This is a genomic window from Serratia sp. A07 (assembly GCF_058725505.1).
Genome location: NZ_JBZXDO010000011.1, coordinates 81,331 through 95,684 on the forward strand (window position 1 = coordinate 81,331; position 14,354 = coordinate 95,684).

Genomic DNA, 14,354 nt, shown 5'->3' on the forward strand with positions numbered 1-14,354 from the left:
CGCGAGGCGGTGCCTTAGCGGGCAAGATGCCGCAGCAGGCCTTCAAGGTTGCGCTCCCCCTCCGGGGTTTGCGCACCGGCCTTCAGCCCGCCGCGAATCAACCGCTCCGCGGCCGGGCGTGCGAACAATCCCGCCCAGGCGTCGTGCTCGCGATAAAAACCGGCCTGCAGATCCGGTGCAGGCATCGCCTGCTTGGCCGCCGCAATCACGCCCGCAGGCAATGCCGCGATGTTGCGCGCTAACCGATCGACGAAATCATCCAGCTCGGCAGCAGGCAAGGCGCGGTTAATCCAGCCATAACGTTCTGCGGTAGCGGCATCGATAAGGTCGGCGCCCAGGATCACTTCCAGAGCGCGGCCGCGCGTCATTCGGCTCGTCAGGTACTGCGTCGCGCCACCGCCGGGCGTAATGCCCATCAAGGCCTCGCACTGGGCCAGTCCCGCCGTTTCCCGTGCCGCGAAAGCCATATCGGCCGCCGCCACAAACTCGGCGCCACCGCCGCGCGCCAACCCGGCCAGCTTAACGAGAGTGACCTGCGGCTGGCTGCGCAGCAGTTCACCAAACGCCTGGAACGGATTTAGCCCCTCCGGCGCGTTGCTCGCCAGTTCGTCGAAAGCGTGCGGCTCATCGATCAAGGTCATGTCGACGTGAGCAATAAAGAACGCTGGGTTCGCGCTCTGGAACACCAACACGCGCGTATCCGGATCGTCACGCACCGCGAGCAATAAACGGCTGATTTCCGACATCAGCGCCACATCAAGCACGTTTACCGGTGGGTTATCGATAGCGATCGTCATCACGCCGTGCGCATAAGACAGCCTGAGTTTGCTGAAATCTGTATCTGTCATCTCAATGTCCTTTTACCTGGGGTACAAGTGCGGGTTATTCGTGCCCTGTTTCAAATGGTATACTTTGCATACCTGGCGTCAATTACGCCCCTTAAGCATCCCAGGGATGCAGGAGGATACCGATGGATAAGACCGATGTTGTTTACCGCGCCGACTGCCCAAGCCGCATCGTGCTCGATCAGATTGCCGATAAATGGTCCATGATGGTGCTGGAAGTGCTGCGCGAGCCGCAGCGTTTCAACGCTATCAAGCGCCGTCTGGATGGCGTCACGCAACGCGTGCTGACCCAGACCCTGCGCAAACTGGAACGCAACGGCATGGTGCATCGCAAAGTCTTGGATGGGCGGGTGCTTGGCGTCGAGTATTCGCTGACGCCGCTCGGCAAATCCCTGCAGGGGCCGTTCTCGGTACTGTTCGACTGGACGTTAGGAAATATTGAGGCGATTCAGGAGTGCCAGCGCAAGTATGATGAGCAGGACGGGTGATGCGATCCCCAAAGTCTTTCACTTGCAGGTAAACGAGGGTTAGGCAGCCCTCGGGCTATCAGGGCATGATGAATCGCTTAAACAGCAGCTGCTGGATGTCCTGATGGTGTGACAATGGAGTCAATACAGTGCCTTACGGTACGCGTGTGCTCAAAGGCCACCTGCTGTTCCAATGCAATCCCTTAATGTTGAGCACTGTAATGCTTAAAGCCCATCCAACAGCTGTTCCTTCGAGAACACACGCCCTTCCGCTTTATCCTTCGCTGACAGTATCAGTAATTTCAGCAGAGCAATGGCGTTCTCTCGCTTCTGCTGCTCATAGGATTCTATAACGTAGTTGATGGTCTCTACTTTCATCGTATCCCAGTCGCTATCAATCATACCAAGGTCTGAACATAGGCCATATTTCGACCACAAACAATGTTCGGCTTTACCCAAGGCTGGAAGCATGGCGGAAAAGATATGGCCAAATAAAGAAAAACCCCCTGTAAAAACAGAGGGTCTTAGTCACTACGGCCTAGTTACGAACAGGCTGCAGGAAGTGTTAAATCACTCCCACTCAATCGTCGCCGGTGGCTTGCCGCTGATGTCGTACACCACGCGGGAGATGCCGTCCACTTCGTTGATGATGCGGTTGGAGACGCGGCCGAGGAAGTCATACGGCAGGTGCGCCCAGTGCGCGGTCATGAAGTCGATGGTTTCTACCGCACGCAGGGAGACCACCCAGTCGTATTTGCGGCCGTCGCCCATCACGCCGACCGAACGCACCGGCAGGAACACGGTGAACGCCTGGCTGACTTTGTTGTACAGGTCGGCCTTGTGCAGCTCTTCGATGAAGATGGCGTCGGCGCGGCGCAGCAGATCGCAGTACTCTTTCTTCACTTCGCCCAGCACGCGCACGCCCAGACCCGGGCCCGGGAACGGGTGACGGAACAGCATGTCGTACGGCAGGCCCAGCTCCAGGCCGATCTTGCGCACTTCGTCTTTGAACAGCTCTTTCAGCGGCTCGACCAGGCCCAGCTTCATCTCTTTCGGCAGGCCGCCCACGTTGTGGTGCGACTTGATCACGTGCGCTTTGCCGGTGGCGGAAGCGGCGGATTCGATCACGTCCGGGTAGATGGTGCCCTGTGCCAGCCATTTCACCTGCTCTTGCTTGCAGGCTTCTTCGTCGAACACTTCAACGAACACGCGGCCGATGATTTTACGCTTGGCTTCCGGCTCATCCACGCCCGCCAGTGCGGTCAGGAAGCGGTTTTCCGCTTCGACGTGCACGATGTTCAGGCCGAAGTGGTCGCCGAACATTTCCATCACCTGCTTGGCTTCGTTCAGGCGCAGCAGGCCGTTGTCGACGAACACGCAGGTCAGGCGTTTGCCGATGGCGCGGTGCAGCAGCATCGCGGTCACGGAGGAGTCGACGCCGCCGGACAGGCCGAGGATCACGTGGTCTTCACCCACCTGCTCGCGGATGCGCTCAACCGCATCTTCGATGATGGTGGCCGGGGTCCACAGGGCTTCACACTGGCAGATGTCCAGTACGAAACGCTCCAGCATGCGCTGGCCCTGACGGGTGTGGGTCACTTCCGGGTGGAACTGCACGCCGTAGAAGCGTTTTTCTTCGTTGGCCATAATGGCGAACGGGCAGGTGTCGGTGCTGGCGATGGTCACGAAGTCGGACGGGATCGCGGTCACTTTGTCGCCGTGGCTCATCCACACGTCCAGCAGCGGTTTGCCGGCCGGGCTGATGGCGTCTTCGATGTCGCGCAGCAGCGCGCTCTCTTTGACGATTTCCACCTGCGCGTAGCCGAACTCGCGTTCGTTGGAACCCTGCACATGGCCACCCAGCTGCATCGCCATGGTCTGCATGCCGTAGCACACGCCCAGCACCGGCACGCCGGCGTTGAACACGTAGTCCGGGGCGCGCGGGCTGCCGGCTTCGGTGGTGCTTTCCGGGCCGCCGGACAGGATGATGCCGCTTGGGTTGAATTCGCGGATCTGCTCTTCGCTAACGTCCCAGGCCCACAGTTCGCAGTAAACGCCGATTTCGCGCACGCGGCGGGCGACCAGTTGGGTGTATTGCGAACCGAAGTCCAGTATCAGGATGCGATGCTTATGGATATTTTGTGTCATGTGAGGCGAATTCCAGCAACAAGAGAAAAAGAGCGAAAATGTGTGTTTCGGGATGGGGCTTAACGCCCCACCCCGGCCTCTCACTCAGGAGAGGTTAAGGCATTAGCCCATGCGGTAGTTCGGCGACTCTTTGGTGATGGTCACGTCGTGCACGTGGCTTTCCTGAATGCCGGCGCCGCTGATGCGCACGAACTCCGCCTTGGTGCGCAGATCGTCGATGGTGGCGCAGCCGGTCAGGCCCATGCAGGAGCGCAGGCCGCCCATCTGCTGGTGCACGATGGCTTTCAGCATGCCTTTATAGGCCACGCGGCCTTCGATACCTTCCGGCACCAGTTTGTCGGCAGCGTTATCGGTCTGGAAGTAACGGTCGGAAGAGCCTTTGGACATCGCGCCCAGCGAGCCCATGCCGCGGTAAGATTTGAACGAACGGCCCTGATACAGCTCGATTTCGCCCGGGGATTCTTCGGTGCCCGCCAGCATGGAGCCGACCATCACGCAGGATGCGCCCGCGGCGATCGCTTTGGCGATGTCGCCGGAGAAGCGGATGCCGCCATCGGCGATAACCGGGATGCCGGTGCCTTCCAGCGCTTCCACCGCGTCGGCGATGGCGGTGATCTGCGGTACGCCCACGCCGGTCACGATGCGGGTGGTGCAGATGGAGCCTGGGCCGATACCCACTTTCACCGCGCTCACGCCGGCTTCAGCCAGCGCTTTGGCGCCCGCAGCGGTCGCGACGTTGCCGCCGACGATCTGCAGATCCGGGTATTTGGCGCGGGTTTCGCGGATGCGCTGCAGCACGCCTTCGGAGTGGCCGTGCGAGGAATCGATCAGCAGGACGTCAACGCCTGCCGCCACCAGCGCGTCAACGCGCTCTTCGTTGCCGGCGCCGGCGCCGACCGCCGCGCCTACGCGCAGACGGCCGTGCTCGTCTTTACACGCGTTCGGCTTACGTTCCGCTTTCTGGAAGTCTTTAACGGTGATCATGCCCAGCAGGTGGAAGCTGTCATCCACCACCAGCGCTTTTTCTACGCGCTTTTCGTGCATCTTCTGCAGCACCACGTCGCGCGCTTCACCTTCTTTCACGGTGACCAGGCGATCTTTTGGCGTCATGACCGCGGTGACCGGCTGGGTCAGATCGGTCACGAAGCGCACGTCGCGGCCGGTGATGATGCCAACCAGCTCGTTGTCTTCGGTGACGACCGGGTAACCGGCGAAGCCGTTGCGGGCGGTCAGCTCTTTCACTTCCTGCAGCGTGGTGGATGGGGTAACGGTCTGCGGGTCGGTAACTACGCCGCTTTCATGTTTCTTCACGCGGCTGACTTCTTCAGCCTGGCGCTCGATGGACATGTTTTTGTGGATGAAGCCCAGGCCGCCTTCCTGCGCCAGCGCGATGGCCAGGCCGGATTCGGTAACGGTATCCATGGCTGCGGACAGCATAGGGATGTTCAGGCGGATGGTTTTGGTCAGTTGAGTGCCGAGCTCTGCGGTGTTAGGCAGAACCGTGGAGTGGGCTGGAACCAGGAGGACGTCGTCAAACGTCAGAGCTTCTTTAGCGATACGTAGCATGGGCAATATCTCACCAGGGTGGGCTGTGAAAAAGATAAAATATTGCCGCGGCATTATACAGAGCGGAATCGGTTGCCTCCAGCACTTTCTTGCAAAAAGTCTTGATTACCTTTTTCAGCCATGTAGTATCGACCAATTAAGTGATTGTTTTGAAATTTGATCTGGGTCACATGTCGCTACCTGTTTCGCCTTCCATTTTTACCGTAAGCCGCCTCAATCAGACGGTTCGCCAACTGCTGGAAATGGAAATGGGGCAGATTTGGCTCTCCGCCGAGATCTCCAACCTCTCCCAGCCCGCCTCCGGCCACTGGTATTTCACGCTGAAAGACGACCGCGCCCAAGTGCGCTGCGCAATGTTCCGCAACAGCAACCGCCGCGTCACCTTCCGGCCGCAAAACGGCCAGCAGGTCCTGGTGCGCGCCAGCATCACGCTGTATGAACCGCGCGGCGACTACCAGCTGATCGCCGAGAGCATGCAGCCCGCCGGCGACGGCCTGCTGCAGCAACAGTTCGAGCAGCTGAAACAGCGCCTGAGCGCCGAAGGGCTGTTCGATCAGCAGTTCAAGCAGCCGCTGCCCGCCCCGGCCAAAAGCGTCGGGGTGATCACCTCCGCCAGCGGCGCGGCGCTGCACGATATTCTGCAGGTCTTGCAGCGGCGCGATCCGTCGCTGCCGATCGTCATCTACCCCACCTCGGTGCAGGGCGCAGAAGCGCCGATGCAGATCGTGCGCGCCATCGAGACCGCCAACCGCCGCGACGAATGCGACGTGCTGATCGTCGGCCGCGGTGGCGGTTCGCTGGAAGATCTGTGGAGCTTCAACGACGAACGCGTGGCACGGGCGATCTTCGCCAGCCGCATTCCGATCGTCAGCGCCGTCGGCCATGAAACCGACGTCACCATCGCCGATTTCGTCGCCGATCTGCGCGCGCCGACCCCTTCCGCCGCCGCCGAACTGGTCAGCCGCAATCAGCTTGAGCTGTTGCGCCAGCTGCAGTCGCAGCAGCAGCGGCTGGAGATGGCGATGGATTACTATCTGGCGCAGCGCCAGCAGCAGTTCACCCGCATTCACCACCGTTTACAGCAGCAGCATCCGCATCTACGCCTGGCGCGCCAGCAGACGCTGCTGTTCAAGCTGCAGCGCCGGATGGAAGACGGCATGCAGCAACAGCTGCGCCTGGCCGCCCGCCGCAGCGAACGCGCCCAGCAGCGGCTGGCGCAGGTGCAGCCGCAGGGCCGCATTCACCGCTACCAACAGCGCGTACAGCAGCAGGAATACCGCCTGCAGCAGGCGATGGAGCGGCAGCTCAACGCCTACCGCCAGCGCTTCGGCGTGGCCTGCAGCCAGCTGGAAACCGTCAGCCCGCTGGCGACGCTGGCGCGCGGCTACAGCGTGACGCAAACCCCGCGCGGTGAGCTGCTGAAAACCACCAAACAGGCGCAGGTCGGCGAACTGCTGAAAACCCGCCTGCAGGACGGCTGGGTGGAAAGCGAGGTGAAAACCATCACCGTCGCCAAGAAGCCGCGCAAGAAACGCGCGGCCGAGTAACCCCTACTCCAGCGTAAAACGCTCGCCCGGTTCGCCGTTTACCCACAGCGCGCGCGTCTCGCCTTCCGGCAGGCTGAGCGCCAACGTGCGCCAGGCCGGGCGGAAACGCCCTTCCGTCGTGATATCCAGCATGATGCGCTGATTGTCGCAGCGCATTTCCCAGCGCAGCCACAGCGCATCGCCCTGCCGCCAGCCTTCGCTTTCACCGTCGTCCTCAAACAACAACCCACTACTTGCACCGCAGCCCTTGAGCGGAAACAGCCGCAGCTCGCGCCGATCGTCGGCGGCCACGTCCACATGCGCCAACCGCTGCGACAGCGGCAGCGCCGCCCCGGCGCGCACCAGCAGCGGCAGACGCTCCAGCGGCGCCGCCAGCGTCACCGTCTGGCCGCCGCCGAACCACTGGCCGCTGTAGAAGCAGTACCAGCCCTCACCGTTGTCCGGCAGATACACCGAACGCCGGCGCTGCCCCGGCTCCACTACGCTGGCCACCAGCAGATCGCGACCGATCAGAAAATCGTCGCTCTCGCCGAAGGTGCGCGCATCCTGTTCATGATCGAGGAAGGTCGGGCGCAGCATCGGCTCGTCGTCGGCGCAGGCCTGCCATAGCAGGGTATAGAAATACGGCAGCAGCCGGTAACGCAGGTTGATCGCCTCGCGCACCGCCGGGGTGGCGGCCGGGTACATCCAGGGCTCGTTGACCGTGGCGTCGTCGTTCCAGGAATGAATGGTGAAACGCGGATGCATCACGCCGTTTTGCACCCAGCGCACCAGCAGCTCCGCGTCCGGTTTGTCGCCGGAGAAGCCGCCGACGTCGTGGCCGAGGTTATACAGCCCGGACAGGCTCATGCCCAGCCCCATGCGGATGTTGTAGCGCAGCGTCTGCCAGCTGGTGCGGTTGTCGCCGCTCCAGGTCTGCACGTAGCGCTGCATGCCGGCGCAGCCGGAGCGCGAGATCAGATACGGCCGCTTCTGCGGTGCGAAGCGCTGCTGGGCCTCCATCGAGGCGCGCATCATCAGCAGCGGCATCACCGGGCGGATGTGCTTGATGGCAATCGGCCGCCCGAAACCGTGGCAGCGCGCTTCACCGTCCCACACTTCGTATTCGTTGTTGTCGTTCCAGGTCGAGTCGATGCCCATCTCCAGCAGCTGCTGCGTGACGCCCTGCTGCCACCAGCGCACCGCCGCCGGGTTGGTGAAGTCGAGATGCGATCCCTCATCGTCCCAGAAGCTGGAGCGCTCGGGCGCGTCGCTTTGCGAATCGCGGATAAACAGCCCCTGCGCCGCCACCGCCTGATACTGCGGGTGATCCTGCAGCAGGCACGGCTTGATGTTAGCCGCCAGCCTGAGACCGGCGTCGTGAAACGCCTGGCTCAATTGCTTGGGCTGCGGCACCTTGTCGTAATTCCAGTTGAACACGTAGCGCTTGTTGTTGATCGAGGTGTAGCCCGACGACAGCTGGAAGGAGTCGCAGGGAATGGCGTGTTGACGGCACAGCGCGATGAACTGCTGCAGCTGCTGCTGGGCATCCGGCGCGTCGGTGTAGTGCATGGTCGAGCCGCTGTAGCCCAGGCTCCACTTCGGCCCGAAGTGGGTGCGGCCGGTCAGGCGCACGAAGGCCTTGGTGACGTCCACTACCTTCGGCCCGAGGAACAGGTAGTAATCCAGATCGCCCGCTTCGGCCTGATAGCGGCGATAGGCCGCGTGGTAGTTGTCGATCTCGTTGCCCAGATCCAGCCAGCAGTTGCTCAGGTTGTCGTAGAACAGGCCGAAGCTCGCCTCCGGCCCGCGGGTGATGGTAAACGGAATGTGTTTGTACAGCGGGTCGGTGCTGGCGGCGTTGTAGCCCATCGCGTCCAGATTGCGCATCTCGAAGCGGCGGCCGGTGCGTTCCAGATCGCCGGCTTTTTCCCCCAGGCCGTAATAGCGCTCATCGGCGAAACGGCGCTGGTAGTGCGCCACGCCGTCGCCGTGCGCATTGAGCAGGTAGGCGCTGGTCGGCCGGTCCGCTGCCAGCGACCGCCATTCGCTGGCGGCGTTGCAGTACTCCCATTCCAGCCACAGCGGCTGATGAACCGTCACACGCAGCCGCGGCGTGCTGACCACCAGCCGATCGCCCTCCTGGCGCAGCTGATAGCCCGGCAGGCTGAAGCCGACGACGCTGAGCCGATCGCGCCCCTCCCAGGGCACATCCTCCTGCAGCGCGATGCTCCAGGTGCGATCCAGCGCCAGCTCGCCCTCACGTTTGATCAACACGCGGAACAGATCGTTTTCCAGCACGTACAGGCAGAAACGGTGGCGTTCATCGACCAGCAGCTCAACGTGGTCGGCATGCTGCGCCGCCAACGTCCAGTTTTTCAAGGTTTTCATAAGCATTCCACTTAGCTGTGTGAAGGTGTTTTCTTACCGCCGCGTTCGGCGATCAGGGCAATCAGGAACAGGGCGCCGATCAGGTCGAAGAAACCCATGGCGATGAACAGCGGGTTGAAGCCGATGGTGTCGGATACCGCGCCGATCAGCAGCGTGAACAGGAAGCTGGCGATCCAGGCACTGGAGCCGCGCATACCATTGACCGTCGCCATCTGGTTTTTATCGAACGACTCCACCACCAGCGCACTGAGCATGCAGGAGATCACCTGATGGCCGAAGCCGCCGATCGAGATCAGCGCGATCGCCACATAGGGATCTTGGGTGATCGCCACGAACGCCAGCGACACCATCAGGAAAGCGCCGGTCACCGAGCTGGCGACCACCGAGTTGACGCGGCTGCAGCCGAACCATTTGCGGTACAGGGTGGTGAGATAGCCGCTGGCGACGCTGCCGATATCCGCCGCCAGGAACGGCAGCCAGGCAAACATCGCGATCTGTTTCAGATCCATGCCGCGTTCGGTAGCCAGGTACAGCGGCACCCAGAAGCTGAAGACCGCCCAGGCCGGTTCGGCGAGAAAGGCCGGGATGGCGATGCCGTAGAACTTCTTGTTCTTGCACAGGCTGGCCAACGAGGTGAGGAACGGCAGCTTCGGCAGCACCGGCTCGTTGTCTTCGCGGATCAGATCCAGCTCTTGCTGGCTGAGGTTCGGGTGCTGCTGCGGCGAGTGGTAGAACAGCCACCACAGCACCACCCAGATCAGCGCCAGCCCGCCGGAGAACAGGAAGGCGCCCTGCCAGCCGAAGGAGACGTGGGCGATGACGATGATCGGCGGGGCCAGCATGGCGCCGATGGAGAAACCGACGCCCGCCCAGCCGGCGGCGATCGGCCGCTCCTTCTTCGGGAACCAGTCGGAGATCGCCTTGGCGTTAGCCGGGGTGGCCGCCGCCTCCGCGCCCCCCATGAAGAAGCGCAGAATGGCCAGTTGCAGCCAGCTGCCGGCGCCGGCGTGCAGCATGCATACCACCGCCCAAATGCCGGCGCAGATCAGAAAGCCCATCTTCAGGCCGATAACGTCGATCAGCCAGCCGCAGATCGGCTGAAACACCGTGTAAGCCAGCTGGAACGACGCCACCACCCAGGCATATTGCTCGGTGCTCATGTTCAGGCTGGTTTTCAGCTCCGGCGCCAAAATGCCCAGCGAGTTACGGGTGATGTAGTTGACCGTGACGCCCAGCAAGAACAGCGCCAGCATCCACCAGCGCAGCGATTTGAACTTGCGCCGGCCGCTCTGCGCGACCGCCTGATTGACCTCCACACTCATCGGTTCTCTCCCCGCGGCCGCCGGCGACGGCAACGCGCGTTTTAGTAGGGTACGTTGTGCTATCAAACAAGGGACGGTGAAAACGGGTCGGCGCCGTATCATTGGCCGACAGACAATCACAACCCCATGATTTATTTTTTGTTTTCTTTTTCGCACACCGTTAAAATTGGACTGACAGGTCGCTAAAATTGGTGTACCAATGCAGACTACTCAGCGAGAGCGCGTAGCGAAACGGGGTTTTTTGCAAAGATTTTCACAGGCGGGTGAAAAAATAGTCATAATGGGCATGAAAGCCGGTCAAGACGCTGAAAATCCGCGGTGAAAATATTCTCATGGACGAATTTGAAGGAGATCACAGAATGAACGGAAAGCTGAAAATTCAGGAGATCGCTCGCCAAACCGGGTTGTCGATCAGCACCGTTTCCCGCGTGCTGGCGGGCAAGGCCAACACCAGCGCCGAGGCGCGCCGCAAGGTGCTGGACTGTGCGCAGCAAAACGGCATTCTGCAGGGTATTTCCAGCGGCCGGCTGATGCTGAACAACGTGATGGTGTTCGCGCCGCAGCGCGCGTTCGACGTGCGCACCGACATCTTCTACTACAAGGTCATTCAGGGTATCGCCGCCGCGCTGATGGAGCACGAGGTGCGCATCCGCTACTGCGGGCTGGAAGAGCAACACAGCGACGGCGCGCTGTTTCTGGAAAAGATGAGCGACCCGCACACCGAAGCGGCGCTGATCATCGGCATCGACGACGAGCATATCCACACCCTGGCCGCCGATCTGCACAAGCCCTGCGTGCTGATCAACTGCAGCGATCGGCAGATGCGGCTGGACAGCGTCTCACCGGATCATCAGCTGATCGGTGATTACTCCGCCAGCTACCTGTTCCAGCAGGGGCACAGCCATATCCTCAATTTGCAGTGTCTGCGCCGCCACACCATGGAGCTGCGGCTGGCGGGCATCCGGCAGGCCTACGCCCGGCATCATTTGCCGTTCGACGACGGCCGCCATCTGGTCACCACCTCGGGCTTCGGCGGCGAAGAGGCCGAGCAGGCGCTGACCACCTATCTCGACGGCCTCCTCGGCCACTCCCCGCTGCCGACGGCGATCCTGGCCGGCGGCGACTACATGGCGGTCGGGGCGGTCAAGGCGCTCAACAAGCGGGGGCTGAGCGTGCCGGGCGACGTCTCGGTGATGAGCACCGACGGCTTCAACCTGGCGGAAATCCACGATGTGCCGCTGACCTCGGTGCAGGTTCCGCGCGATGAGCTGGGCTACGAGGCGATCCAACTGCTGCAGCGGCGCATGCTGCGCGCCGACGCGCCGCCGTGCAATCTGCTGCTGCACGGCCGGCTGGCGGTGCGCGCCTCGGTGCGGCGCATCAGCCCGCACAAGACCGCGCCGGCGGTGAGCACGCATGACCACAGGCTTTATGACGAGTAGGCTACACTTAGGCACAGTGCATTCATTCGATGAGGTAAAATTTTTGCCTAAGGAGAGCCACTATGCCAGCCCAGCGCATGCGTTCCGTCATTCCTCCCTACATGCTGCGCCGCATCATTGAACACGGCAACGCCCCGCAGCGCGACTGCGCGCTGCACACGCTGAACCACGTGCAAAGCCTGCTCGGCAACAAGCCGCTGCGTTCGCCGACCGAGAAAAACGCCCGAGCCGGCGAAGCGCTCCGCGATATCTACGACGCCAAGAACGGCACCCAGCTGCCCGGCAAACAGGTGCGCAAAGAGGGCCAGCCCAGCAACCACGACGTGGCGGTGGACGAGGCCTACGACTATCTCGGCGTCACCTACGATTTCTTCTGGCAGGCCTACCGCCGCAATTCACTGGATAACCAGGGGCTGCCGCTGGTTGGCAGCGTGCACTACGGCAAGGAGTACCAGAACGCCTTCTGGAACGGCCAGCAGATGGTGTTCGGCGACGGCGACGGCGAGATCTTCAACCGCTTCACCATCGCCATCGACGTGGTCGGCCACGAGCTGGCGCACGGCGTGACCGAGAGCGAAGCCGGGCTGATCTACTACCAGCAGTCCGGGGCGCTCAACGAGTCGTTGTCCGACGTATTCGGCTCGTTGGTCAAGCAGTTCCACCTGCAGCAAACCGCCGATAAAGCCGACTGGCTGATAGGCGCCGGGCTGCTCGCCAAGGGCATCAAAGGCAAAGGGCTGCGCTCGATGTCGGCACCCGGCACCGCCTACGACGATCCGCTGCTGGGCAAAGACCCGCAGCCCGCCAGCATGAAAGATTATATCCAGACCAAGGAAGACAACGGCGGTGTGCACCTCAACTCCGGTATCCCCAACCGCGCCTTCTACCTGGCGGCGACGGCGCTGGGCGGCTTCGCCTGGGAGAAAGCCGGCTACGTCTGGTATGACACGGTGTGCGACAAAGCGCTGCCGCAAAACGCCGACTTCGCCACCTTCGCCCGCGCCACGGTGAAACATGCGCTAGCGCGTTTCGACCAGAGCGTGGCGGACAAGGTGCAGCAAGCCTGGCATCAGGTGGGGGTGGAATAATGAAACCGCTGCCGACGCTCAATCAGGATACGGTCATTGAGCTGGCGCGCGAGGGGGGCTTCGCCTACATTCCCAAACTGGCGGGCCAGCGCCGCATCGCGCTGGCCGATATCACGCCGGAGCAGCGGCAGCGCCTGAATCAGTTGCTGAACCAGACGCTGCCCTATGCGCAGGAAGAAGGCCAGCCCACCTCCCCCGGCTGCGGCGACCAGCGCTACTACCGCGTGCAAATCAACTACACCAGCCCCACCCTGAGCACTGAGATCGTGCTGTTAATCCCGGAAAGCAGCGCGCCGCAGGCGCTGGTGGATCTGTGGAAAACCGGCCAGGTGGATGAGTGAGGGCTTACAGCGGCTGATAGCTGAAATTCACCCGTTTTTTGGAGATCAGCCCGTGCCCGTTCTGGCACAGGTAATCCACCGCCCCGCAGGCTTTCAATTCTTGCAGCGGCTGCCCGCACTCCGGGCAGCTCGCCAGCTGCCGATAATCGTGCTGACAGGCTTCACAATGGTAGTGACCCGCTACCCACTTCATGGTCTGACGGCAGTGCGGACAGTGCGCTTCCATAACGACTCCAGGTTAAATCGCGCCCCATGAGCGCAAGAAATAGATCCCCAACGCGGTGGTGAAGAACGAACCGACGGTGGTGATGGCGATAATGTTGGCCGCCAGCGTGGCGTTGCCGCCCATGGCGCGCGTCATCACATAGCTGCCCGAAGCGGTCGGCGTGGCGGAAAACAGGAAGATAATGCCCAGCGCCGCCCCCTGAAACCCGCACAGCCAGCCGGCCAGCGTCATCAGGCACGGCACCAGAAACAGCTTGGCCGCCGACGACAGCGCCGCCACGTTGGACGAGCGGAACATGGCGCGAAAATCCAGGCTGGCGCCGGTGCACAGCAGCGCCAGCGGCAGCGACAGCGCGGAAATATAGCTGCCGGTCTGGCGGATCACGGCCGGGATGCCCAGCCCGGTTTGCGCATACAGCAGCCCGCACACCAGGCCAATGATCAGCGGATTGGTAACGATGCTGCGCAGCAAAGACAGGTGGCTGATTTTCTTGCCCTGCCCGCCCTGCAGGCTGCGCGTGAGGGTGATGACCGACAGTATGTTGAACAGGATCACCGTCACCGTCAGGTACAGCGAGGCGAGCGCAATCCCTTCGCTGCCATAGGCGGTCATGGCGTAGGCCAGGCCGACGATGGCGGTATTGGCGCGGAAACCGCCCTGTACGAACACCCCGCGCTCACGCGGCTCTTTCACCAGCCACTTGGCGGCCAGCTCCAAGAGCAGGAAGGTCGCCAGCGTGCCGACCGCGCCAAACAGCACCAGCGGCAGGTTGCCGAGCAGCTGCGGGTGGTTGGTGGCGATGCTGAAAAACAGCAGGCACGGCAGCGCCAGATTGAACACCAGGCGGGTCGCGCCGTCGACAAAGCGGTCATCCATCAGGCGCCAATGGCGCAGCAGGATCCCCAGCAGCATCATCAACAGATTCGGCACGGTGACGTTAAACGCAAAACTCCAGGTTTCCCAGGACATGGTGTTCCTTCAGGCAGGCGAGG

The 14,354-nt window shown here is 62.2% G+C and carries 12 protein-coding genes and 1 pseudogene; 5 read left to right on the plus strand and 8 right to left on the minus strand.

The window, feature by feature from the left end; translation table 11 throughout:
• Positions 1 to 14 precede the first annotated feature (14 nt).
• Complete coding sequence (locus AC4PR2_RS13630; RefSeq protein WP_492175225.1) at positions 15 to 848, minus strand: enoyl-CoA hydratase/isomerase family protein; 834 nt, start codon at positions 846 to 848, stop codon at positions 15 to 17.
• Positions 849 to 970: 122 nt separating this feature from the next.
• Here AC4PR2_RS13630 and AC4PR2_RS13635 point away from each other — a divergent pair, with 122 nt between their 5' ends.
• A complete protein-coding gene (locus tag AC4PR2_RS13635; protein WP_060424915.1) occupies positions 971 to 1,333 on the plus strand; it encodes a winged helix-turn-helix transcriptional regulator in 363 nt (120 codons plus the stop codon).
• Positions 1,334 to 1,537: 204 nt separating this feature from the next.
• Here the strand turns inward: AC4PR2_RS13635 and AC4PR2_RS13640 are convergent.
• The 3 genes and pseudogenes from AC4PR2_RS13640 to guaB all read right to left on the minus strand — a co-directional run.
• Positions 1,538 to 1,669: pseudogene (locus AC4PR2_RS13640) on the minus strand (type II toxin-antitoxin system Phd/YefM family antitoxin); the annotation flags it as partial.
• A 213-nt stretch (positions 1,670 to 1,882) separates the two neighbouring features.
• Positions 1,883 to 3,460 carry a glutamine-hydrolyzing GMP synthase gene (guaA, locus tag AC4PR2_RS13645; RefSeq protein ID WP_025303899.1) on the minus strand — a complete coding sequence of 526 codons (1,578 nt, stop codon included), beginning with the start codon at positions 3,458 to 3,460 and terminating at the stop codon, positions 1,883 to 1,885.
• 102 nt (positions 3,461 to 3,562) lie between these two features.
• Positions 3,563 to 5,026: an IMP dehydrogenase gene (gene guaB, locus AC4PR2_RS13650; protein WP_033635581.1), complete on the minus strand. Its 1,464-nt coding sequence runs from the start codon at positions 5,024 to 5,026 to the stop codon at positions 3,563 to 3,565.
• Between the two features lie 170 nt (positions 5,027 to 5,196).
• Between guaB and xseA the strand changes: the two genes are divergently transcribed.
• Positions 5,197 to 6,573, plus strand: a complete 1,377-nt coding sequence (xseA, locus tag AC4PR2_RS13655; RefSeq protein WP_213873592.1) for an exodeoxyribonuclease VII large subunit — start codon at positions 5,197 to 5,199, stop codon at positions 6,571 to 6,573.
• Positions 6,574 to 6,576: 3 nt separating this feature from the next.
• On the opposite strand, the gene AC4PR2_RS13660 is transcribed toward xseA, so the two are convergent.
• On the minus strand, positions 6,577 to 8,943 hold the full coding sequence (locus AC4PR2_RS13660) for a glycoside hydrolase family 31 protein (protein ID WP_492175226.1): 2,367 nt from the start codon (positions 8,941 to 8,943) through the stop codon (positions 6,577 to 6,579).
• A gap of 11 nt (positions 8,944 to 8,954) precedes the next feature.
• Complete coding sequence (locus AC4PR2_RS13665) at positions 8,955 to 10,265, minus strand: MFS transporter (protein ID WP_492175228.1); 1,311 nt, start codon at positions 10,263 to 10,265, stop codon at positions 8,955 to 8,957.
• A 359-nt stretch (positions 10,266 to 10,624) separates the two neighbouring features.
• On the opposite strand from AC4PR2_RS13665, the gene AC4PR2_RS13670 reads away from it, so the two are divergent.
• The 3 genes from AC4PR2_RS13670 to AC4PR2_RS13680 all read left to right on the plus strand — a co-directional run bounded on the left by AC4PR2_RS13670 (position 10,625) and on the right by AC4PR2_RS13680 (position 13,136).
• Complete coding sequence (locus tag AC4PR2_RS13670; protein ID WP_060424920.1) at positions 10,625 to 11,707, plus strand: LacI family DNA-binding transcriptional regulator; 1,083 nt, start codon at positions 10,625 to 10,627, stop codon at positions 11,705 to 11,707.
• Positions 11,708 to 11,769: 62 nt separating this feature from the next.
• Positions 11,770 to 12,795: a M4 family metallopeptidase gene (locus AC4PR2_RS13675; RefSeq protein WP_187322685.1), complete on the plus strand. Its 1,026-nt coding sequence runs from the start codon at positions 11,770 to 11,772 to the stop codon at positions 12,793 to 12,795.
• Positions 12,795 to 13,136: a protealysin inhibitor emfourin gene (locus AC4PR2_RS13680; RefSeq protein WP_033635587.1), complete on the plus strand. Its 342-nt coding sequence runs from the start codon at positions 12,795 to 12,797 to the stop codon at positions 13,134 to 13,136. The genes AC4PR2_RS13675 and AC4PR2_RS13680 overlap by 1 nt, the downstream gene beginning before the upstream one ends.
• Before the next feature lie 4 nt (positions 13,137 to 13,140).
• On the opposite strand, the gene AC4PR2_RS13685 is transcribed toward AC4PR2_RS13680, so the two are convergent.
• Entirely contained in the window at positions 13,141 to 13,362 is a 222-nt protein-coding gene (locus AC4PR2_RS13685; protein WP_060441129.1) for a zinc ribbon domain-containing protein, read from the minus strand.
• Positions 13,363 to 13,374: 12 nt separating this feature from the next.
• Complete coding sequence (locus tag AC4PR2_RS13690) at positions 13,375 to 14,331, minus strand: AEC family transporter (RefSeq protein ID WP_060424926.1); 957 nt, start codon at positions 14,329 to 14,331, stop codon at positions 13,375 to 13,377.
• Between the last annotated feature and the right edge of the window lie 23 nt (positions 14,332 to 14,354).